This is a genomic window from Gallintestinimicrobium propionicum (genome assembly GCF_025567525.1).
In the GTDB taxonomy this organism is placed as follows: domain Bacteria; phylum Bacillota; class Clostridia; order Lachnospirales; family Lachnospiraceae; genus Gallintestinimicrobium; species Gallintestinimicrobium propionicum.
The window spans coordinates 1-24453 of record NZ_JAOQJY010000023.1; the positions used below are offsets into that span (position 1 = coordinate 1).

16 protein-coding genes and 1 pseudogene are annotated in these 24453 nt (G+C 42.7%); 1 reads left to right on the forward strand and 16 read right to left on the reverse strand.

Features of this window, described 5'->3' with window-relative positions:
* On the reverse strand, positions 1–1630 hold a 1630-nt coding region (locus tag OCV62_RS14620; protein WP_330667405.1), incomplete at its 3' end, for an autotransporter outer membrane beta-barrel domain-containing protein.
* Positions 1631–1662: 32 nt separating this feature from the next.
* Entirely contained in the window at positions 1663–2352 is a 690-nt protein-coding gene (locus tag OCV62_RS14625) for a TetR/AcrR family transcriptional regulator (RefSeq protein ID WP_262587571.1), read from the reverse strand.
* A 567-nt stretch (positions 2353–2919) separates the two neighbouring features.
* On the opposite strand from OCV62_RS14625, the gene OCV62_RS14630 reads away from it, so the two are divergent.
* Positions 2920–4140 carry an ATP-binding protein gene (locus OCV62_RS14630; protein WP_465245358.1) on the forward strand — a complete coding sequence of 407 codons (1221 nt, stop codon included), beginning with the start codon at positions 2920–2922 and terminating at the stop codon, positions 4138–4140.
* A gap of 423 nt (positions 4141–4563) precedes the next feature.
* Here OCV62_RS14630 and OCV62_RS14635 read toward each other — a convergent pair whose 3' ends face one another.
* The 14 genes and pseudogenes from OCV62_RS14635 to OCV62_RS14700 form a co-directional block, all read right to left on the reverse strand.
* Positions 4564–6141, reverse strand: a complete 1578-nt coding sequence (locus OCV62_RS14635) for a serine/threonine-protein kinase (protein ID WP_262587575.1) — start codon at positions 6139–6141, stop codon at positions 4564–4566.
* 111 nt (positions 6142–6252) lie between these two features.
* Positions 6253–6657, reverse strand: coding sequence for a dUTP diphosphatase (locus tag OCV62_RS14640; RefSeq protein WP_262587577.1), 405 nt, complete (start codon positions 6655–6657; stop codon positions 6253–6255).
* Positions 6638–7423, reverse strand: a complete 786-nt coding sequence (locus tag OCV62_RS14645) for an FAD-dependent thymidylate synthase (RefSeq protein WP_262587579.1) — start codon at positions 7421–7423, stop codon at positions 6638–6640. The genes OCV62_RS14640 and OCV62_RS14645 overlap by 20 nt, the downstream gene beginning before the upstream one ends.
* A complete protein-coding gene (locus tag OCV62_RS14650) occupies positions 7410–7688 on the reverse strand; it encodes a hypothetical protein (RefSeq protein ID WP_262587581.1) in 279 nt (92 codons plus the stop codon). Before OCV62_RS14650 ends, OCV62_RS14645 begins: the two co-directional genes overlap by 14 nt.
* 168 nt (positions 7689–7856) lie before the next feature.
* Positions 7857–8462 carry a helix-turn-helix domain-containing protein gene (locus OCV62_RS14655; protein WP_118057620.1) on the reverse strand — a complete coding sequence of 202 codons (606 nt, stop codon included), beginning with the start codon at positions 8460–8462 and terminating at the stop codon, positions 7857–7859.
* A 128-nt stretch (positions 8463–8590) separates the two neighbouring features.
* Complete coding sequence (locus tag OCV62_RS14660; protein WP_262587584.1) at positions 8591–9034, reverse strand: ParB/RepB/Spo0J family partition protein; 444 nt, start codon at positions 9032–9034, stop codon at positions 8591–8593.
* 666 nt (positions 9035–9700) lie between these two features.
* Positions 9701–9859 (reverse strand): annotated as a pseudogene (locus OCV62_RS14665) (helix-turn-helix domain-containing protein); the annotation flags it as partial.
* Positions 9860–9926: 67 nt separating this feature from the next.
* Complete coding sequence (locus OCV62_RS14670) at positions 9927–10991, reverse strand: FUSC family protein (RefSeq protein WP_117471136.1); 1065 nt, start codon at positions 10989–10991, stop codon at positions 9927–9929.
* A 31-nt stretch (positions 10992–11022) separates the two neighbouring features.
* Positions 11023–12066 carry a HAMP domain-containing sensor histidine kinase gene (locus OCV62_RS14675; RefSeq protein ID WP_262587587.1) on the reverse strand — a complete coding sequence of 348 codons (1044 nt, stop codon included), beginning with the start codon at positions 12064–12066 and terminating at the stop codon, positions 11023–11025.
* Complete coding sequence (locus OCV62_RS14680) at positions 12066–12737, reverse strand: response regulator transcription factor (protein ID WP_117504378.1); 672 nt, start codon at positions 12735–12737, stop codon at positions 12066–12068. Before OCV62_RS14680 ends, OCV62_RS14675 begins: the two co-directional genes overlap by 1 nt.
* Positions 12738–12755: 18 nt before the next feature.
* Positions 12756–14189, reverse strand: coding sequence for a phospholipase D family protein (locus OCV62_RS14685; RefSeq protein WP_262587591.1), 1434 nt, complete (start codon positions 14187–14189; stop codon positions 12756–12758).
* Between the two features lie 79 nt (positions 14190–14268).
* Positions 14269–14475 (reverse strand): hypothetical protein, encoded by a 207-nt coding sequence (locus OCV62_RS14690; RefSeq protein WP_262587593.1) that lies wholly within the window; start codon positions 14473–14475, stop codon positions 14269–14271.
* A gap of 18 nt (positions 14476–14493) precedes the next feature.
* Positions 14494–14688, reverse strand: coding sequence for a histidinol dehydrogenase (locus tag OCV62_RS14695; protein ID WP_262587594.1), 195 nt, complete (start codon positions 14686–14688; stop codon positions 14494–14496).
* A 205-nt stretch (positions 14689–14893) separates the two neighbouring features.
* Positions 14894–24451, reverse strand: a complete 9558-nt coding sequence (locus OCV62_RS14700; RefSeq protein ID WP_262587597.1) for an MBG domain-containing protein — start codon at positions 24449–24451, stop codon at positions 14894–14896.
* Positions 24452–24453: the final 2 nt, after the last annotated feature.

Below are 24453 nucleotides of genomic sequence, written 5' to 3' on the forward strand. Positions count from 1 at the left end.
GAGCCTTGTATCCTGTGCTTTTTCCATTTCCCTGTACCGGCTCTGATGCAGATGTCTGCATTCTGTATTCCACAGGTGCTGCGGTTTCACCGGGAGATGCCGGCTCCGGTATTACCAGTGTTCCGATCGGAAGTTCCATTTCGCTTCCGTCAATCTTAATTATGCAGGTTACCGGATAGCTTCCGGGAACAACAGGTACAGTTTCGCTGCCATTGTAGAGAATCTTTTCTACGCTGCCCGCACCGGTTGCTTCTGCCTTAAAAATTCCATTTTCCATCCTGATATCCAGCTCCGTCAGGTTTGTCGGGTTTCCTTCGCTGTCCAGGTGCATATTGACGTACTTCTTCAGCGCTTCTGTGTCACTGCCGCTCAGGCTGTTGATCGTTACGTCTGATCCAAGGATATAATGTCCCTTACTGCTATTATGGTTGGAGTCTTGCCCGTCACCAATATAGCCGATACGGTTCGAAAGAACATTTCCTGCATTATCTACCATTCCGGTGTTCACAATGGCGTTGCCGACAATGATAATCTTTCCTGTCATATCCCATTCATCCTCTGAACCGATGGCTGCGCCCTGATCTCCGCCGTAGGCAGTGACCTTTGCATGATCCCGAATGATGATGATGCCGTTCATATTCTCACCATCTGAAGCGCCAATTCCGCAGCCTTCATCCGAGCCTGCAGCAATCACAGCAGCATTTCCGCCTATGGTAACTGTCCCGGTAAAATCCCCATCATCTCCAGCACCGATACCGGAGCCGTCAGAACCACTGTGATCTCCGCCTGCTTTGGCAGTAACCTTTGCGTTTCCATCAATGGTGATACTGCCTCTGAAATGGCCGTCATCTCCGGTGCCGATGCCCGCGCTGTCTTCAGCACCGGTTGCCGAAACCTGTGCATTCCCGCCAATCATAATGTTACCGCTTAGGTTCCCATCATCGCCGGAGCCAATGCCCGCACCCTGGTCATTGCTGGATACTTCAACCTGCGCATTTCCGTCAATGACAATGTTTCCGGACATTTCCCCATCTTCGCCGGAGCCAATGCCTGCTCCGTCTCCTCCGCAGTTCGGTGCTATATTGTCATCTGTTTTTACGGTTGCATCTCCTGTAATATGGATGCTGCCGGACATGTCCTCCTTCTCATGGCTGCCGATTTTGGCATTATGGTTATAGCCAAAAGGCTCATCCTGAATCTCGGCCTTCAGAGAACCGCTTCCGTTTATGGTGACATTGCCATCCGAAACATGCAGTGCAGAGCCGGTTTCAGAGAAGATCTTGTTGTCTCCCTCCAGTGTAATGTTGGCACTGGAACTTCCCTTCACATCAATCGCATCATTGCTGCTTTTAATATTGATATCCTTAATGGTCACATTTGCAGCTGCATTATCAGACGTGGATATCGCAATTGTGTTTCCTGTCTCTACAGAGCTCTCCCGCTGCGTAATCACAGGAGCCTCATCCGGCACGGCAGAGCCGCTGCCCTGCGTTACCGTCTGTCCGGAATTGTCTGCGTTTACCGTAACGCTGCCATTTTCCAGATACCAGTTGGCGGCATAGGTTGTCATGGGCAGGCTTACGCTCATGACCAGTGCGATCATACTTGCTGTCAGCTTTTTTCTCTTCATTGGGTTTCCTCCCTCTTTTCCTTTTCCATTTTTTACATTATCCCCTGCAATGAAAATTCATAGTGCATGGCAAGTGCTTTGAACAGCTTCTGCATCACCTGTTCAGAGATCGCGCGGATATCGAGTCCCTCCACGAATCGAATCACCCGCCCGATTTCTTCCTCTGGAACGTTATAGGCCCGAAGGCTCATCGTGAAAAATAAGCGAAGCTTCTTCTCCAATGTCAGCTCTGCATCACACGGATGCGCCATGTAACCTCGCATGATGCCTGCAGATCCGATCTCCAGCTCGTAAAAGTCACGCTCTGCCAGCTCCGGCTGATAGGATCTGAAAATCTGATACAGCTCTTTGGCTGTTTCGCGCTGAATATACTCACAGGCTTCCTTCTGGGTATAGGCTTCAATATAAATTTCCCGCAGGTTTTCATTCAGCTCTGTAAGCGTCATCTGGATCGCTGTTTCCACTGCATAAACATAAACCGGAGGGAGCATTGTGCTCGCTGCACTTCTTGCCATCGAAAACTGATTCTCAAACATGAACTGCACAAGCTCTGTCAGTACGCCGTCTTTTGCACGGAAAATGTTCTGAAAGCTGCTGCTGGACACGCTGGACTTCTCGATGATTTCCGCCATAGTTGTCTTTTTGTACCCCTGCTCCAGGAAGAGTTTTACGCATACCTGCAGGATGCGTTTTTTTGTTGGTTCGCTTAAACTTGTTGCCAATTGTCCCCGTCCTTATTCTATGTGACTATCTTTGTTTCTTCATCTGGTCTATATACCAAATATAGCAGGAAATAAAGGTTCTTGTCAAGGAGTTTCTGGTTCGTGTACCAGTGCAGTGTGACAGACCAGAATTTAATATTGCTAACAATCTTCAAAATCTGTCAATGTTATTTCGAGTGCTATGGTTAGTATATCCTAAGCAGAATAAAACATAAAAAAAGATCTGTCACCCTTAGGATTCTTCCCAAAGTCAACAGATCTTATTTTTACCTTACATCTTCACAGACTCGTCAGCAGGGCTGCCATCTCCGGATTTGCTGAGGATCTTTGCCAGAAGCTCAGGATCTACGCCAGCAGGGGCAGCCGGTCCCTTATCTTCCGGCTCTACCGGTTCCGCTGGGCAGCGGAGGATTTCATCGCGCAATCCCTTCAGGAACTTTTGTTCGTAACTGTCGAAATTTGCAGAAATATAGATTTTATCAGTTATATCTTATATTTTCATGAATATGTCTTTGAGTTTCAGACGTAAATGTGTTACACTAGGTTCAACCACAGGCAAGGAGGTTTATGATCGTGATTAAACGTGAAATGTATATGAAACGCATCCGTCCGTTTATCGGAACGGAGCTGATAAAGGTCATGACCGGTATTCGCCGGTGCGGTAAATCGGTCATGCTGGAGCTTATAAAAGAGGAGCTTTTGGAGTCCGGTATCAGCTCTGCTCAGTTCATCTCTATCAACTTTGAGAATTTGAACTTCTCTCATCTGCAAACCGCAAAGTCACTGCATGATGAGATTACTAAGAGAGCCGCAGAGATCAACGGCAAGGTCTATCTGTTTTTTGATGAGATTCAGGAGGTAAAAGACTGGGAGAAGTGTATCAATTCCCTCCGTGTATCCCTTGACTGCGACATCTATATCACCGGTTCAAACGCAAAACTTCTGTCCGGTGAGCTTTCCACCTATCTCGGCGGACGCTTTGTGGAGTTCGTTATTTACCCATTCTCCTTCGCGGAATTTCTGGAACTGTACCGTCCCATCGCACCGGATGAGCCGATCCAGAAATGCTTTCAGAAGTATCTACTATCCGGCGGTATGCCGTACCTTGCCAACATCCGCTACGAGGATGCTCCTTCCAAGCTCTACCTTCATGACCTGTTCAACTCTGTCCAGCTCAAGGACATTGTGAAGCGGAACAAGATCCGTGACGTGGACCTGCTGGAACGCATCATCGCTTATGTAATTGCAAATGTGGGTACGACCTTCTCCGCAACTTCTCTGGCGAAGTTCCTCAAAAACGAGAAGCGAACCGTTGCACCGGAGACCATCCTGAACTACATCAAATACTGCTGCGATGCATATTTGTTCTATCAGGTCAAGCGTGAGGACTTGCAGGGAAAGCAGATCCTTGCCTCCAATGAGAAGTATTACATTGCCGACCACGGCATCCGGGAGGCTGTTTTCGGCGGCAATATGCGTGACATCAACCTCATTTTGGAGAACATCGTGTATCTGGAGCTGCTGCGCCGGGACTACAAAGTGACAGTCGGGAGAACCGGAGACAAGGAGATCGACTTTGTATGTGACAAGAGTGGAGAAAAACTGTATGTTCAGGTTGCCTATCTGCTGGCATCCGATGAGACCGTTCAGCGTGAGTTCGGCGCATATGACAATATCCGCGATAACTACCCGAAATATGTTGTCTCTCTGGATGAGTTCGACATGAGCAGAAACGGGATCAAGCACCGCAACATCCGTGATTTCCTGTTGGCAGAGGAATGGAATTAAAATGAAATCAGCTTTTGGTGAGTCTATGGAAGTTTTTTCAGAAATATCGTTTTCAGCAAGCCACTGCTTTGCCGTAGTGCCTGCCGGTCTGTCCTGGCACTGTCGAATGATGTTTATCCAGTTCGACCTGCGGACAGTGTGAGTTAATTGGTCCATGCGCTTTAGCCTCCTCTAAAAAACTAATAGTTTTTTTCGTGTCATTTAGAGTGTGGCATAAAAAAACTAATTAGCCAAGGCGCAGGATTTGACGTTTACAAGGCTTCTCTGCAATCACTAACTTATATGACATTTCATTTCTCCTTTTGTGGTAAAAAAATAGCACCTTAACCTTTGGGCTAAAGTGCTATGTAAATTTGTTATTAAATTGTGTTGTTCATAAAGATACCCAACTTTTTTTCTTTGTTTTCTCAATTCTTCACAGCATTAGTTAATAAGTTGAGCAACTAATTCCATCAGTTTTTGTTTATCAAATGGCTCTACTTCCGAAGAATAAAAACTAAATGCATTAATACCCTTCAACGCCTCATCAAGCTCGTCAATTTCAAATGCAAAAGGTTCCTGTTTTGGCTCATATTGTGTCATATATATCCCGTTATTCTTATTTCTTAAGACATACCAATCACCATACATATCGTCCGTTTGTACCAACCAGAGGTTAAATCCTAAACCCTTGGTATTTTTAATTTCAACCCACCCCATAATATCCTTATTTTTATACTGTGGAGTATATACTACTTCACGCTTACCATACACAGAACCTTGCATATATGAAAAACCATAGACCCTATCCACATCAACAGTACGAGTAAACGAATTAGGCAAAATCACCTTACACTTAACTTCAATATTTGTAACAGAAGGAATTGTAAGTTCATATGAAAACTGTTCCATATGTTCATAACCTCGACTTGTTGATTGTAATCTACACTTATCATTTCCAGCCAAATGAATATTATATTCATCAGCGAATTGCTCAAAAAAATCTACTATAACTGATTCAAATTGATTCCTCACTAAATTGCAGAAATCTTCTTTTTCTTTTTTCTTTCGATTTTTCTCCTCGATTTGCTGTTGTATTCTCGTGTCAGTCTCTATTTTTTTCCCAATAGCTAAACTTACAATATTTCCTAACTCACTATTTGCTTCAAGTGATGGATTGCCTAGTTTTTCTTCAATCTCTTCCCATGATTTTAATCTCTTCTGAACAGGTTTTTCTAACATAGCTAAAATTATGGATGCTACATCTGCTCCTAAAACATTTTTTAAATCATTCGTTCTTTTTATTCTAGAAAACATATGTGCGCTTCTGTATGCATCCACATCGTTAGAAGTAATGTCATATGGATAATCTAATAAAGCTAATTCATAAAATACTATGCCCATAGAGTAAATATCCATCTGAATAGTATTCTTTTCTGATTTCCAGGCTTCAGGAGCAATATATTGTAATGTACCATATCCCTTAAATGACATGGTTCTAGTAGATTCTGAAGCCACCTTTGCAAGTCCGAAATCAGTAATTTTACATATTCCATCACAAATAAGTATATTCTCCGGTTTTATATCTCTATGAACTAATTTTTTATTAATTGACTTCATTCCAGCAACAAGTTGAAGAAATAGATTTCTCAATTCCTCTTTCGAATATGGACTATTTGTTTTTTTACGCTCTTCAATCTGGTCTGCTAGCGTTCCTCCCTCTGCATACTCCATAATAATATAGGGGGGTAGTTCAGGATATTCATCTCCATCATGTGCATAGATATAACGTATTACATGCTCCCCACTTACTTCTGATGAAATTCTTACTTCATTTTTAAAAGACGCTGCTGTAGCCTCATCGCCAAATGAATATAATAAAGTTTTCACTGCATACACTGATTTATCCGCTTCACATTCAGCTTTATATACGCATCCAAAACCACCATGACCTAATTCTTCTGTTAATGTATATGCATTTCCTTCTCCATCTTTTACCTTGGATCCAATTGTAATAATCAATGTCCCACCTCAATTCTTTAAACTTAACAAATAGCAATTATGATCAAAGTTCACTAAATTTCCTTTTTACCTAGTATAACACATACATAATATGTTCACCATCAATAATCCTTATCTTCCTGTCGAACCGAAAGCTCCCGTTCCACGCTCTTTCCAGTTTTCAAAAGTAAAGTCTGGTATCAAAACCGGCATGATCACAAGCTGTCCCACCTTATCACCCATCTTGATTTTACATTCCCTGTTTCCGACATTGGAGATGATTGCATGAACCTCTCCCGTATAACCGGAATCGATGGGAGGCAATTCACACACAATTCCCTGTGCACTCAATCCGCTTTTAGGAAATACAAAACCCGCATATCCATCAGGAACCAAAAGTCCAAATCCCAGAGGCATCTTGCAAATCTCTCCCGGCCGGATCACTGCATCCCTGGGACTGAATACATCAGCCCCTGCATCATTCGCATGTGCCCTTTCCGGGCACCTGCCACCATAATCAAGCAACCGTATCTTCATCTGACGCTCCTTCCCCAAATCCCATATCACATACTTTTGGTAAGTCTGTCCGGATAGTATCTGTCGGTGGCATCATATTCGGGATGCTTTTACCACAGGTCATCTTTCCTTCCTCACAGCCTCCATTCATACAGAATGGTCCACAATCAGAAAACAATTCTCTGTTCTGCTTCCAAAGCTGTTCCCAAATTTGCAGCATCACATATCTGGTTTCCTTCGTGTTTCTCCTGCATGTTCTCTGACGGATCATGCGCTTCCACTGATACGGTGTTGCACTGATCAGAAGAATATTTTTCATTCCCTGCGGTGCACAGTACCCGGCTGAATCATTATCAACTCCTGCAGAAATCATCTTCTGGTAATTTTTCATTGCCATACTGCACTGTTTTAAATATTCTTTTTCCGAACCTGTCCCCATCAGATCATAGGGAATGACAAAATCCTCTACCCCTGAATAGTCGCTATATTGCAGGCTTGCCGACATATACTTCACTTCATTCTGGTGCCTGGTGATCTGTGCCAGGAATCGCCTAGATGCTCCAACGATCACCACATTGATGATTCCAAATTTCTGAATGGTCGGATGAAGCAGCTTTACGAGATTTGCTACAGTAGATCTCCGGTAGGTCTTTTCATAAAGATCCATAAAATCACTCAGGCAGGAAATCTGATGTCCTCTCTGTGTCAGCCTTGCTGCGCAGACCATCATCTTTTCTGCCTGATCAATAGATTCCGGATTTAAGATTTTTACTTCAATTTTCTTCACTCAGTTCCTCCTCTACGATTGCCCGGAGAATCAAAAAATAGTTAATGCTGTCTGTGATTTTCTCATCCCACTGTTCTTTCGCATACTGTCTTTCTCCCGTGCACATATCTAACAATGAAATCAGATGTTTGGACAGCATCCCCATAAGGGCTGCTTTCGGTGTGGAATTCATTACCACCGCTGCTTTCTTAAAATGTGCCACTCTGTCCACGGCTGCATTCTTCAACGCTTTGGGAGCATATTCTGATCCCGTTGTCATCAGCATGGATTTACAGCGATCTGTCTATCGGCCGATCACTTCATTGAATTCTTTCTGATTCATGCCCGTTCCTCCTTTTGTGGTAAAAAAATAGCACCTTAACCTTTGGAGCTAAAGTGCTGTATAAAACGATTATTAAATTGTTTATGAGTCAGATAAACTGAAAGTTTCACCTTATCTGGTTAAAACATGTTTGCAATATTTTGTACATCCACATTTTGGACAAGTTAACTTTCTTTTGGTAATTGTATGAGGTCCCATAACATAGGATTTCATATCAGGAACAAATCGCTCCTTGCATTCAGGACATTCAAAGGCTCCTGCTTCTCTGTCTAATACACATGCAATAGCGATTCCCATTACCATTATTACAAATCCAATCCCCATCAATAGCACTCTAGTCCATACCTGCATTTCAAACATTCCCGCAACAACAAATAAAGGTACTGCTGCAACAATTACCAAAACACTAACCATTGCAGACATTATAATCTTCTTTTTACTCTCTTGAGCTTCTTTCACTAAATTCACCATATTTTCCTCCGCTTTCTTTTTATAATCCATCGCTTGCAATCTTTCACCAGATAGAAGTTCATTTACTGTAATTTCTAGTTCATTGCAAAGTGGAAGTAACAATGATACTTCTGGGAAACCATTACCCCTTTCCCATTTTGAGATTGTTTTATCACTGATACTAAGCTTATCTGCCAATTCCCGTTGAGTATATTTTTTTGCTTTTCTTTCTTCAGCAATAAATTTACCTATCTTAATTTGGTCCATAGGTTCGTGTCCTCCTTTCTGGATTCATTGTATAAATTCCCACTGTTTATTTACACCCACGTAACGTAGAATATGGTGAGTTTTAGCGGTTTCTATGCTCCGTAGAGTTGTAATTTACTTAAAAAACTTCAAATTTGTACATATCTTTTTGCACAGTATAACACATACCTATTCTTTCTGCCTGCTTTCTTTTTAATGGCATCATATTTCATCTTGTAGGCATATGCTTTTTCACTTGCTGTAATCTGCTCTCTCTGTAAATTAGAATCCACCATAGTTACTACAGCTTCATCATCCTGCATCATGCGGATGATCACAGGAATTTTCTTATACCCTAGTCGCTCCGCTGCATATTTCCTTCTGTGACCTGAAATGATTTCATAGTAACCTTCTTTTCTCGACCGGACGATCAATGGATTAAGAACTCCATATTTCTTAATACTATCCTGTAGTTCAATCATCTGACTGTCACCGATCACCTTGAATGGATGATTCGTAAAAGTTTTTAACCGCTCCATTTCAATTTCAACTACTTTTTCATCCGAATCTCTGATATCCGTCTTTTCTGTCAATGACATTTTCTCCTTTTCCCTGAACGAAAAAATCGCCCAGACTAGAATTTTTAATCTAATCTGAGCGATACTTCGTCAGGCCTGTTTTCTTCAAGCAGGAAAACCATTTTTACATTCATTGACAACCTAAATCTTATCCTACACTTTAGTTATCTCCATTGGGTGCTTGGATAGATTTAGTTCTCGGTGCCCGTTTTGTCTTTTCGGTGCTCCAATTACTCATTTTTATATTTTTTCGGTGCTCGCAAGCACCATAAAATAAAAAATGCAACAATGAATTTTTACGATCATTGTTGCAAAAAATCGATGTTCCCGGCGGGAATTGAACCCACAACTAGCGCTTAGGGGTTCAAGATCCCCATATAAACACGCATATACTTAAGTCAAGCTAAATCAAGGTAAAGCCTTAATTTTACTGACTATTCTGTTACATTTTGTCAAAATAAGAAAACCTGTTCTTCATCTCTGTAAAACACCTCTCGGTGCGCATCCGACGCTCGGTGCACCCGGAGGATTTAACTATTCGGTTCCATCCAGTTCATTCAGTTGGCCACCGTTACGAATCAGCTTCGCAACAATGATTGCTTGGTTTTCTTATTAGATTACATATATTATAACGTGTAAAGAGTCGGATGTCGATGTTTTTTGACCATATTTTGCTCTGGTTTACAGTTTGTCCAGCCACCCATCAAAACTTTTCTTTGAAATCCTATACTTGGTTCCAATCTGGATCCAGCGGAATTCATTTTTCTTTAAAAGCTCGTACACGGTAGGTCTGCTGATATCCAGAATATCCTGAATTTCCTTTACTGTGTAGCATCTTTTATACTCTTTGCCAGACTCGTCAGCAAAGCTGCCATCTCCGGATTAACCTTTTTCTTTCTAACCCACGTTATTTTGCAGCCACGGTTACCACTGTTTCCTTTTTTTTCGACATAAGCCAATAAAACATAGAACAAAATATTAATGCAAATACAACGCCAAAAACATTCTGAATCACTCTAAGACCAACTGCTCCTTTTAGTCCATAACTCTCTGTAGCAATGGCCAAAGCACCAAATGTGTTAAATACTGCCTGCCAGCCATATTTTGCAGAAAGTCCTACACCAATTCCGCCAAGGATTCCTATGTATGTATAGATGGATGACGGAAGCAGAAAATATAGTACTGTAAAGCATATTACACCTGCAATATTTCCGACAATCCTTTTGCGGACTCTGTATTGCATGTCCTCCATAAATGGTAAGATTGCTGACATTGCCGCAATTCCAGCCCACATTGCCCGTGGCATATTGCAGAGTTCCGCAATGCAGAGTACTGCCGGTACGCATATGATCTGACATAACTGCCACTTTGTTCTGGAAGAAGATATATCAAATTCCTGTACCAAATCATTCAAATTTCTTTTATACGTTCTGTTTTTATGATTTCGATAAAATACGAAGCAGGTAAGTGCTGCACCTAATGCCATTCCGGTTAATCGCATCTGATAACTTTTTCCTGTTACATCATATCCATACAATAAAAGATAACCAAGAACCAATGTGGATTGGTTAAACATGAATGGGTTATGACATCCGAACAGAATCAGCACTGCCAGTGCAGCAATGTTTAACAGCATTCCAAGTACCGGTGAAAGCTGGTTTGCTAAATGCGGACATACAGTCATAATTACAAAGAACAAAGCCAAAAGCATCGTAGATTGTCCGGTGTGGATCCCCAGATCCGCATTCCGAAATACCATAAGGCATAATAAAACTACTACACCCACAATACTATTCTCATTTCCAAATAAAATACTGAAAATAGTAACAAATAAAAAACAAAATGCCATTGTAACAGCTATCTTTACCAAATATACCAGTATATGATATGATTTTTCTTTCACTGTTTCACTCTTTTTCAACAGATTTTTAGAACCTGCCTGATTTAACTGCAATTCCTGATAAAATGTCATGTAATTCCTCCTCTATCTGTTTTTCTTAAACTTATATGACCTCATCTTTCTGTATTGGAAGCTCTACAACAAATCTGCATCCACCATATTCCCGGTTTTCTGCCTTGATTGTCCCGCCAGCACTATCTACGATCCGTTTCACAAGTGCAAGGCCGAGACCATTTCCTTCTGCTTTGTGAGAACCGTCTGCCTGATAAAATTTATCAAATATTCTGGTTTTCACATCATCCTCTATTCCCGGTCCTTCATCTTCCAGAATAAACATTACAGAATCCTTTTCCTGCTTCAGAAACATCATAATTGTCCCCCTTGCAGGACTGAACTTAATCGCATTATCTAAAAGATTCATCCATATATGCATAAAAAGTCCTTCATTCCCAGTATATTTAACTTCCTCCAGCTCTACCTGGAAACCAATTTCTTTTTCTGTCCATTTTGTCTCCAGGGAAAGAAATGCCTGACGGATCTGTTCATCCAAACGATATTCTGTTTTTTTCATTGGTATGTTCTGATTCTCTAACTTGGATAACAGCAAAATATTTCCAACCAATCCGGAAAGCCTTTGGGTATTAAACAGGATTTTTTCTACATATTCCTCTTGCTCCTGAGACAGTTCTTCTCCCTGAAGAAGCATGGTATACCCTTCAATGGCATTGATCGGGGTCTTAAACTCATGAGAAACATTGGAGACAAAATCCATCTGCAGTACTTCTGTTGCACGAAGCTCTTTTGTCATCACATTAAAACTCTGGTAAGATTCTCCAACTTCTGCGATACGGCTGTTCGTTTCCAAGTGCTGTTCAAAATCTCCCTGCGAAACTTCCTTCATTGCTTTACTGAGTCTGGTAATTGGTTCCAGCAACCTTGCATTGATAAAGGAAGTAATCAGCCCTGCAATCAATGTATTAAAAATCAAAAGCCAGCCAAGCACAGGTATGCTACCAGGCAGATTAAAAAAATGATTCAAAAAAGCAAATAATAACGCAGATATGACTGTTGAAAATACAAGTGCCAGACAGATTGCACCAGTCAGACAGGATCGGATCCGCAATCCTTTTTCTTTCTTTTGTTCCATTATTTTTTCACCACCTTGTATCCAATTCCACGCATTGTTACGATTTCAAAATCAGGGTTATCTTTCAAACGCTCCCTGATTCTTCCTATATGTACCTCTATCGTATGTGGGTCTGCCTCCGTCTCGTATCCCCATACTTCATCCATTAACTGTTGTTTTGTAAATGTTCTGCCTGGCGAAGCTGCAAGCTTATATAAAAGCAGGAATTCTTTTTTAGGCAAAACAAGACTTTCCTTATCAGTTGTAACCGTCATTGCATCATAATCAAACTCTGTTGAACCGATCACAATTTTGTGTTCATTCAGTATCTGTGCACGGCGAAGCAGTGCTCCGACTCTTAAAACCATTTCATTCACATTTACCGGTTTTACCATATAATCGTCACTTCCCGAAAGAAATCCCTGGCGCATATCATCAAAGGAACCTTTCGCAGTGATCATAAGTACCGGTATCTGATATCCTGCTGAACGGAGTTCCGACACCAGTTCATAACCATCCATAACCGGCATCATAATATCGGAAATGATCAAATCAATATACTCTTTATCCAATATTTCTAATGCCAGTGCTCCATCCGATGCACTTTTGACCTGATATCCATTCTTCTCAAGCACTTTTTGGAATAGCTGGCTTAATTCTTTATCATCTTCTACAATTAATATTTGAAACACGATCTTCTTCCTCCTTTATCAGAACAGATATCTTGCCCATCCAAGCAGATTCTGTACCAAAAGTACGTTTCTCTGACGCTTCTTTGTCAATTCAATTGGCTCTACATGATACGGATCACGATAGGTTCCATCTTCCAATACCTGTCGGGACACTCTTTCATATTCCATCATGCCTTCTTCCAACTGTTTATTAATCTCTTTGCTACGTATTACAAGCATCAGTTCCGTATCCAGATACGTGCTTCTCATATCCATGTTAAAGGAACCGATTACGGATAGATCATCATCAATCAGGATGCTTTTTCCGTGGTAAGAATAGCCGCCTTCATACTCCCAGATATCAATTCCTGTATTTAAAATTCTGTTTCTGTTTCTCGCATAATCAGCAGAACCAAACGGATTTCCATTGTTGGCAACCGAATTGGTCATGATAGAAAAATCCGGAACGCTCTCCGCAATCTCTTTCCATGTATTATACATCATATCATTGCAGATAATATATGGTGTATGAATTTTCACGCGCTCTTTTGCATTTTTCATTAGTTCTCCCAGTTGATACCAGACTACTGGTTCCTTGGGACCTGTGTGGATAGGATTTGACACTAATGCAATCTTTTCTGTCTCAAAAGTTTCGTCCGTGTAATCGGTACCGCAGATTCTTTCCTTATTCTCTTCAAAATATTTTTGATAGCCGTTCTGCAGCTCTAAAACTGCGTTCTTTACAGATTTTCTATTTGCCAGTTTTTTATTGTCATGAAAATAACCACTGTCTTCTTGTTCCCATATCGTTTCAAAATACTCTAACAACCGGTTAACTGAATTTTCTTTCTCAGGTTCATCGCAAACCACTAACACATCTCTGTCATAGTTCTTATGTCCCAGAAAATCACCCAGGAAATAATTGTATGTATTTCTTCCACCAAGAATATATGTCTTACCATCTGCAATCAAATATTTATCATGCATTCTCCCCATCATCTTCCATGGTTTCAACGGATTGGCCTTATTATACAGTTTAATTTCAACATTCTCATGGGAAGATAATCCATAGAAATACGGATTGCCTTCCATATCAACCCAGCTCTCCATTCCATCTACTAACAGACGAACATGCACACCTCTGTCTGCCGCATCATGCAGTGCTCCTAAGATCAATTTTCCACTTTCATCTGATTGAAATGCAAAAGTAGAAAGAATAATGTCTTCTTTTGCATTTCGGATCAAACGCACTCTTTGTAAAAGTGCTTCTGGATTTTTTTCTATGATCACTGCTCGTTCCATATTCTCGCTACGTTCGTTCCACGAATTATTTTGTGTTTCTTTTTTGATGGTATTGGACACTTCCGGCTGTTTTTTATATGCAATACAGATTCCAAATAATTCATAAAAAGCCACACATAAAAAAATTGACAGTATAACAAAAACAATTTTACATATCTTACGTTTTCCCATCGCACATCACCTGACTTTTTTTCATCTTATGTCTATACAATACAAAGTCAACCTCAATTTTACCTCAACAGAATTAATTTTATCCATGTAAATTTCCTGTACCGGCAATCAGACATAACAAAAACGACCTCTCAAAATCAACTATTTTTTGAAAGGTCGTTTCACTAAATTCTCCCATCATTCTTATCAGATCATTTTTAATTTCCACACCGGCTTTTACTCTCTCTTCCAGAACATCTTGAATCTTATGCCAAGCTTCAGCATCTTCTATCGCATGATATTCCATGAAGATAAACTTTTGTGCTTACATCCGTTTTTTTATCCATAAGGCTTCCAACGATTCCTCGGCACTCATATCCGGTTCTGGTAATGGCTCCAGTTCATCCAGTCTTTTCAATAATCTTATCACTTCCTCTGCGTCAAACTGATCATCCTCAGCCTCCATTGTGTAATAATCAAGTCTGTCTTTCAGCAATCTGATTTCCTTACTCTTACTCATGCTTAAAATCTCCCTTCACTGTATACGTGACAGTTTTCGACAAAATCTTACAAATTTTTTGAAATTATTTTCTATCATTTTTGACGCAAATAAGCGGCATACGTCTCTTTATCAAGACATACACCGCTTGTCATGTTTATACTGTTACACCCTTTGCCAGTACGCTCCCACGTTCCCACTTTTATTCAATTACTATGTCAGATACTTATTCTTCATCAGAACCACTCTTTTTTCTTACATAGAATACGGCTCCAAAAACAATCAGTATAATACAGATACCTATAATAATGATTATCGTATTATTCCATGCATATTTTGAAGTGCTGTCATCTGTCTTAGGTGCAGGAATGGATTTTCCGGCGTCGGCTCCGACTGTCACATCAAAATCAATATCTCCAGCTGCATCAGTAATATCCTTTCCATAAATCTTCCAGGAAAGACCATTTCCCATATCCAGAACAAGTGTTGTATCTTTGCCCTTGATACTGTCAATTACATCTTTCGGTACTACCGTCGTTCCATTCATGACAACTGTTACTGTATCGCCTGACTTAGCTTCTTCAAGCTGTGGCTTGATAACATCCCAGCCTTCCTTGCCGCTGTCGTCCTTGATGTATGGCTTAATTGAATCTCCTTTTTCCTTACCATTATCCGTATCAGGCTGTGGCTTCTGATTCTGATTACCATTGTCTGTGCCAGACTGCGGTTTCTGGTTTTGGCTGCCATTATCCTTGTTGCTGTCATCGGACTTAATCTTAGCGATCGGCTGTGTGTAACTGTGTCCGCACTTGGAGCAGGTGTAGGTCATGATGCCTTCCTCTGTTGTCGTTGCAGCCTTCGTCACTTTTGATACATAGCTGTGTCCTGTTGCCGGAATATTCTCCGTGTAGCTGTTTCCACAAGAACAGGTATACGTCCTTACCCCTGCCTCTGTACAGGTTGCTTCCTTCGTAATGCTTCCCGTATAGTTGTGAGTGTGCTTTTCCTCCGGCAGCTTCGCAATGCTCTCTGTGTAGCTGCTGTTGCATCTGGTGCAGGTGTAGGTTCTGATGCCTTCCTCTGTTGTCGTTGGCTGCTTTGTCACGGTTGCTTTATAATCATGTCCCAATGCTGCCAGCTCTTTTCCGGTACTCAGAAGTTTATCACAGTCCGTACAATAGGTATCTCCTGCGTATCCGGTCTGCGTACAGGTTGCTTCCCGCTGATTCCGTATTTCAGTATGTGTGTGATCACATTTGCTTCTTGTAATCGTAATGCTTACACTTTCTGTCTCGTAGTTGCCCTTGTCAGTTCCCGTATAAATTGCATTCGCTGTCACTGCCACACCATCTGCAAGTGCCGTGTCCTTATCAGCCTCCTGCCAGTTCCATCCATCCGGAAGCGTAATATCGCCAACCTTCTTTGTGCTGTGCGCCGGAGCCATTTCAGCTTGCGGCATGTTCGGTGCCTGAGCTGCCTTATTTACAGTGATTGTAAGCTTTGTATCAACAGCATTATAATTATCCTTGTCTGATGGTGTAAATGTTACATCATACTCTGTCTTTTTGCTGTCTGCTGCTGTAGGCGTGCTACTGCTGTTCTTCCATGCAAATGTTCCTGTGATTTCAGTTCCATCTGCTGTCTGATAAGTTGCTTTTCCTCCGGTCAGGGTACTGTCTGAAAGTTTCTGTCCGTAGGTAAGTGCGCCTGCTGTCGGCTTCTCTGCAATTACCGGTGTTGCCTTAGTTACTTTAACAGTTATTGTTCTGGTTACTGTATTGTAGTTGTCAGCGTCATCAGGTGTGAATACTGCCTGATAGCCTTTGTTGTTTACAGTCGGAATGATATTCGTTCCTGTAAAGCTCCATGTTCCGGCAAGTGATTTGCCATCTGCTCCGGTCACACTGCCGCCTGTCATATCAGAATCAGCAAGTGCAACAGCAGGATTGTATTCACGCTCTGCTACAGTTGGAACTGTTACTACTGCCGGTGTTGCCCTGGCTACTGTAATAGCCGCTGTTCCGGTAAGGTCCTCGTAATATTTGCTGTCATCAGGCTTGAATACCCAGCCCGCCTGTGTCGTTCCTGCAGTCGGTATGCAATCCGGATCAGCCCATTCGAGCGTTCCCTTGACTTCGGTGTTTGTATCTGCGTCCACAAAGGTAACATCACTAAATCCAAGCTTAGAAAGCTTGTCTCCATATGTAAGTGCATTGCTTCCATTTACAGATACCGTATTTCCGCTCTTTAATGTAACAAGCTTCTTATCCGTAATCTTGATTGTCATAGTATATACAGCATCTTCGTAATTTAGCATAGAAGCTGTCACTGTGATTGTAGCTGTAGCTCCAACCTGAGATTCATCTGCCTCTTTCACTTTATAGGTCAGTTTTCCGTCTTGATCTACTGCTACATCACTCAAAAGCTGCTCGTTATACGTATTTGTTAATGCGTATGCTGTAGTTCCCCTATCTGTCGGGAGCTTTCCTGCAATATCCACACCGATTGTCTTGCCGTCTGAACCGGCTGAATATGCATAACTCCTTTCCTCACCAGCTATGGTCGGCTCAGCTGCTTTGTTAATCGTAAATACGACCGGATCACTTGCAAGTCCTGCATAGTTCCCTGTCTCTGCAATATAAGCCTTTACGGCATAGATTCCTGCATTTACAGGTATGGCATCTGTATATGCAGATTCGTCTGAAGGTGCCGTATATGCAGTACCATCTGAAGCTGCTGTTGCATACTTATAAGTTACTGTGCCGAATTTTGCTGTTGCATTTGGTTCTGGTGTCTTATCCTTCGCATAAGTATAATCAGAACAGCTAAGTTCTGTAGTAAAACTATTTGCTGCCTGTTTTACTGTCAGAATGCCACTCTTGCCATCTGAACCGCTTCCGGTAAAGGATACTTCATAATTGGCACTATCTGATGAGCCTGTAATTGCATAGGTTCCAACATCTGAATTGCCTTTCGCAGTAGTTGATAAGCTGATGCCAAGTGCTTCTTCGGTATCACCTGCTACCAAAACATTGTCTAAGTAGGCATCACCTGAGGCAAGACTCCATGTAAGTACAGGGTTTGTCTCTCCATAGAATTTTTCTTTATCAGCAATCACTACGGTAATCTGCTTCTTGGAAACTACCGGTGTCACTTCACAAGTTACAGAATCATAAGTATCTGCATCACTTCCTGTCGGTGTAAAGACAAGCGTGTATTTCTCACTTGTACCGACTGTCGGAAGCTTATCTGCATCCTCAGATGCCAGAGTCCATGTACCCTCAATCTTCGTGTCACTGTTTAGTCCTGCTGTCACAACTGCCTTTGTCATATCTGCCTTTTCAAACATGGCAGATACCGTATTACCATAAGTACCGGAAAGAACTGGTGCAGTCTTTACATACGGAGTCGGCTTTGCAGTGGTAAATTCAATAGCAGGCTCCGTTAATGCCGTTATATTGCCTGCCTTGTCAATGGCTGCTATCCAGACTGCAGTTTTCTTACTTGGATACAATGGAAAATAAACGTCCGGCTTTCCAAAATTACCTATTTCAATTTTATTATCACCTTTTGTTCCTGTCGTTTTGAAGATTGAAGGTGTCCAACTCGCAACAAAGTTTTGGTTAGCATTACTATACTTAAGTCCCTCCGTACGAACTTCCCATTGTCCACAATAAAGATTTTCGTCCGGTTTAAAAATCCACCCATTGCGGGGCGCCCATTTTCCATCGTTTTCGACAGCGAACTGTGGGTACTTTGGCTCACCTTTCATATAACTTTCAATATCTCTTTTGCAGTCGTCGTAGGTGTAGTCAGTAACCCCGTCAAATACTCCTTCGGATACAAAGAACCACATCAGCGTTGCATCCTCGCTTAAATTAACCTTGAGTATCGCCTCTGTATCCTTCAGGGTACCGTCTTCTTTTTTCGGGTCAGCTATTTTTACTACAGGAGCCTGTGCATCCACCACAATGCCATCGGTACAGATATAATCACTCTGATTTCCCGCACCATCCACTGCATAGGCATAGACCACGTAATTTCCTTCGCTGCTCAGGCTGCCCGAAATGGTTGCGCCGTCTGATGATGGAAGAATAGTGCCTGTTCCTGCGGCTACTTCCGAAAACTTACCGCCTGCTGCCAGCGCATCCAGTTCATCCTTTGTCTTTACTGATGCCAACGCCGTATCTGAAACCTTCTCAACATAATAGCAATACCTGGAAATGCCGCTGACCTCAGCCACATCGGCTTTCTTATCATTTGCCTGTATCTTAATATCCAGTGTTGCATCATTATAAAGATAGCCAAAGCTGATGGTGTTCAAAAGCGACCGGAACCAGTTTTCCTTAATCTGGATACCATAGCCATCCGCCACGCCATCCTTATCCGCCCAGGTCGGCGCACTCTTATCAATGCAGATGGTTACCACCACCGGCTCGGAAAGACAGCCCTTTGCCGTATCCTTTCCATAGAGCGTTACCGTATTTTTACCCTCCTGCGTGAAGGTATAGCCCGGATTTTCGCCTGCAACCGCCGCCTCAAGACCTTCATAAATCTCCACGCTGCCGTTTAGCCAGGAATCTGAAGCAGCAGCTTTACTGTTTCTGTATAAAATCTGAGCTGCGTCATTTTGGTCATCAATCGCAAAGCTTACAGGCACATCCGCCCTGTACCATTTATCAGTGCCAGAAACTAACGTCTGCGCCAGCGTAAAGGCATACGGAATCTCAAAGCGTATCGCCGCATTTCCCGTATAATTGCCCTTGCCGGTAAGGTTAAGCTTTGCCGGCTTTGCATCTGTAGTGGGTCCGGTCGTGTCTTCCTCTGTTACCGTAAAGTCTGTGTCCTTTACCAGAACATAGCTGCCGCCATCCGCACCTGTAACGCCGCTGTCTGTCAGGATCTTTTTAAGGTCTGCAGCTTCCCAGTCAAGGTCATCAAAAGAATACGGCTTTCCGGTGTAGTAAGCACAGCCACTAAGCGAGGTAGAAGGAATTGATAACTTACTTAAATCTCTCGGCGTAATCTCCGCTGTCAGCGACATCTCAACAGACGGACAACTATTATTTTCCGCCATGACCATAATCGTAAAAGGATAGCTGCCTGCATTGGTAACCGTATAGGTATTTGCGTCCCCATACGCCTTTCCATCTGCTCCTTTGCAAGTTATTTGCAGCGGAAATGTATCCATATACTCACTGTCAAACCCATCCTTTGCAAGCGTCTTACCCGTGCAGGGCGCAATATAGCCGTCCGTTACCGGAATATGTGCATTCGCATCATACTTATCCGCTTTAAGCGTTACGCTTATCGCATCACTGTCAGCCAATGCCGTATGCGCCTTTCCATCATACTCTGTCGCAGCTGCCGTAGCGCCTGTTACCTGCATCTCACCCTGTCTGATTGCAAACTTAAATGCAACCGTACCATAGTAAGCGCCGCATCCGGTAATTATCGCTGTAGGCGCATCAGTTGACTCTTTATTTTCATTACATTTAATGTTGTTTTCATAGACTACCGTATAATCTGCGTTTGTAATGTCTGCATTGGCAGAGTCTGTGGAGTCCTGTGCCAGCTCTTTTCCAGATTTGTATTTTGGTCCGGTAAGCTTTACATCTCCATTTGCAGTTTTCAGTGTAATACCCGTCATTACCTGCGGATAGCCATCGTAAATACGTCCCTCCAGACCCTCAATTATCAGTCTGCTTTTCTTATAGGCTTCCGCAAGGTCAGTTCTTTTGCAGTTGCTGCAATAGCCATAGTCATCCTTCGTATGTGCCTTAAGGGTTACCTTAGAAGACGGCATCGTGAAGGAAAGGTCTGTCGTATCTATCGTTACTGCTTTGCCGCCATAAGGCTCATAAGAGCAGACCTCGCCCGTGACCTTAATTTTCTGGCCTGTCGCACCTCCATTGCTGTACAGTCCGTAGGTTACACCATCCCTCTGTGTGACATTCGTGTCATTTTCTCCACCTGTAGGCAGAGCGATACCACTCAGCTCTATCGGAAACCATACCTTAAATGCGCCAGCTCCCTTCGTTATTTTGCTGGAAAAATCAGCAGAGTCATGATTACAGTAGATGCTGGCATCCAGATTACTTTCATCTCCCGTAAACGCATCAGGTATTTGTGCTCCCTTCTCTATAACTATCTCAGCCTTGCCAGAAGGAACCGTTACATTCTCTAGTCCAGCTACACCCTCGCCCAGCCGCAGTACAGCGGTATCACCAGGAAAGCTTATGTTTCCGACCACGTTTATATTTTCTATGGTAACATCCTGTCTCCCTGTCATAAACAGGTAGTTTCCCTTACCCGTCAAGGTATGTGGCTCATCACCCTCTGAACGCAGCGTTATCTCAGCCGGCAAATATACTTTATCGAGCATCTTGTTTATACTCTTACCTGCTATCGTATCCTTCAGCAGCAGGATTTCCAGCTTCTTCCATAACTTGTATTCTTCATTCTTTTGATGCTCTTTCGATTCTTCCAGATAGAACATTGCTGCATCCCATGTCAGGAAATACATCGTTTTTGTCTCACCGCTATTTTTTTCTATCTGAAACTTTACAACGGCCTGAGATGTATCCTCCGGCATGTCAGCGCGAAGCACTTTTACACTGCCCTGACTTCTATCCGTTCTGCTTATATCGGTCTTAATACCGGCTGAATAAAAAGCATAGCCTTCTTCCAGCGTATCCGCAATAGCATAACCCTGCGTTTTATCAAGCAGAGAATCATCATTTTTACCAAAATTGCTCAGAGCAATCTCTCCATACTCACCACCTGAAAGCATTACTTTTGCACGTTTTATCTGGCTAAACTCTCTGTGGTCTATATGCAGAGCCTTTATCTTTGCAGTATCTCCGGATACGCTAAGGGTGGCACCTCCACATACCAGAACCTCTTCTCCCTCATACGTACCTCCGGTAATTGTACAGGAAATATCAGTATTGTGCATCTCACTAGCTTTTCCAATATAAATACTGTTGCTGTAATAACCATCTTTTAGCTTTGCAGCCGCACCACCCAAAAACCTCAAGACACCCTTATAATTACCATTCTCTACCGTAAGCTTTGCTTTGTTCTGAATAGAAACTGGGGCGATCAGTGTTCCATTCTGTCCCGTGCCTGCGTCTTTAAAGACTGCCTCCACACCTTCGCCAGTGATATAAAGACCCTTTCCTGTAACGGTACAGCCATTGAGATCCATACAAAAGCTGACATTTTTTGTACCCCCATCTATTTTCCACTCGCTTCCTGTCTCAGAAATATTTTTCAGGATTTTCAACGTAATTTCAAGGTCTGCATCAGCAGCATCTACTGCATCTTTCATTGCAGCTATTGCTTTCGTAAGTGTTGCATAACGTTTTGTATTCCCACCTACCGTAACTTCCGCAACACCTTCTTCTACCGTAAAGACAGCCTTTTTGGAGGTCGCCGTATATTCACCGCAGGTCGCTACACAGTAGTATTGATAAGTGCCTGCCAAAAGTCCTGTAGGAATCCTGTAGGTCGCAGATGTTGCATCCTGCCCCGTTTGTTTTACTTTGGTTGTTGTCCCATTTATTGTTTTATCAGCATACCACTGGTAGGAGATACTGCCACTGCCAGATTCCGCTTTTACGGTTAGCTTCGGCGCCTCGGCAGCGGTATAGTTTTCCATCACAGTTTCCGCTCCGCTTGAAATCGTAGGATGCGTCGTGAAATAGAGCGGACTTTTAACAGCCGTTACCTTTCTCCCTTCTTCTGTCCACCTGGCTGTTAGGTCTGCATAGGTACCATCATCATACTTTAAGGTATAGCCGACCTTCAGAAGGTCCTGCAGGGTTTTCTTAGGATTATTAACCCAAATCGCATTGCCTGAGGCTTGGGCAGGGGTAAAGGTTCCCTCTGCAATCTGGCTGTTGTCGGGTAATCTAAGACGTCCATTAAAGGTTCCACCCTCAATGTTTACAGCTAACTTTTTATATTCGTTATCCATTATAATACGGTTGCCAGCATTCGCTGTTAAAGTAGCGCCTTTTTTAACTGTAATTTTAATGCTACTATTATCGTAAACACCGATGCAGCGAGAATCCTTGTTATTGTTTTCAATAACTGCGCCGCCGCCAATGATACAGTCGGAGCAGCTGCCCATAAACATAATAGCGCCATATTTAAGCTTAACGTTTCCGGTCACCTTCGTATTGGTAATTGTACAGGCGTTACTGTCACAAATAGTAATGACGCCTTCCTGACTACCATTACTTCCACTAATATTTGCTTCGTCAATGGTACAGGTCGCACCTCCCCACATCGCAACTGTGGAACCGGTTCCAGCATTTTTGATTGTGACATGCTCAATTTTCAGCACGCTATCTACAGTTATCAGTCCATCTCCTTTGAATCTATTTTGCCCATATTGATAGTTGCCTGTAATTGTTCCCTCATTCGAGCCGGACGAGGTAATTGTTATATTTGCTCTTTTAAAATATAAACGCGCATTGTCAGCCAGTTTCAATGTATGGCCATTCAAATCCAGCTCTATCTCTTTTGCCAAACCGGTACCAATGGTAAGCGCACTTGTTATGGAGGCATCATCATTCAACAGTTTAATGGAAACTTTTTCCAGGTTTGCGTTTCCATGCCCGCCAATCCATGTTGCAAGGTCCTGAGCGTTGTATTTTTTCTGTACAGTCCCGTCAGCTTTCATTTCTGTTACTTCAATCGTTCCATCAGCCAGCAGCGCAATCCCATATTCGCCTACGAGCACATAGATGGTCGGAAGCTCCACGTCTTTACCCAATACGAGCTGGTTGCCGTCTCCATCCTCATCCGGCAGTACCGGCGTGTAGGCATAGCAGAAGCCGTTTGACACTTCACTGCTGTCAAATTCTTCTGCGTCGCTCTCTTCCACATTCAGCTCCCACTTGATGTTTTCCAGACGGATTTTCTCCGTCGTTGTCTCTGTCTCAGAGGAAGCTGCTGCGTCAGAACTGCCTGTCGTCTTTACACTGTCTGCATTATCGGATGTAGATGCTGTGTCGGTTTTCTTTGCATTGTCTGCACCGTCGGATGTGGCTGCTGTGTCAGAGGCATCGTCCTTCTCTGCCGCGTGTACTATGAGTTTATGCGGCAGAAGGGCATCCGCCATCTGGCCAATAAGCGCACCAAAAGCAGAGGGTAGGTCGGCACGTGCCTGTGTATCCTCTGTATCAGAGCTGCTAGAGCCATTTGGGTTGTTTGATTTGTCAGAATTTCCAGAATCCTTTGATGTATCCGAATCCTTTGTATCTGCATTTCCATTGTCAGAAGTACCAGACTTATCGGAAGCATCCGCATTGCCGGAATCGCCATCCTTTTCATCTGAGGATGCTGTATCTTTCTTATCATCAGAGGACGCAGTATCTCCATTACTGTCATCCTTCTGCGCATCGTCTTTCTCTGTATCTCCCGTCTCGGAAGCATCTTCTTCATCGTCGGCTTCCTTTTCATCCGCCTGCGTGGTCTTTTCTACCGTAACGGTCAGGCTAGTCGGAAACTTGATGTCGCTCTCAAGCGCACCGATGGGCAGGGTCTGCTCCGTGATGTCCTTTGAAAGCTCCTCAAAGGAAACTATAGTCGTTTTACCTGTCTCACTTTCATCGGTCTTTGCAGAAACCGAGAGTGCGGACAGGTCTACAGTATTGGCAACCATCGCAACGGTCAAGCCCATCACAAGTATGCGCTTACGCAGCTCCCTCCACCTGATTTTTTCATGGGTCTGCTGCCAATCCTTCTCTGGCATGGTGTTTTTCTTTTTCATGT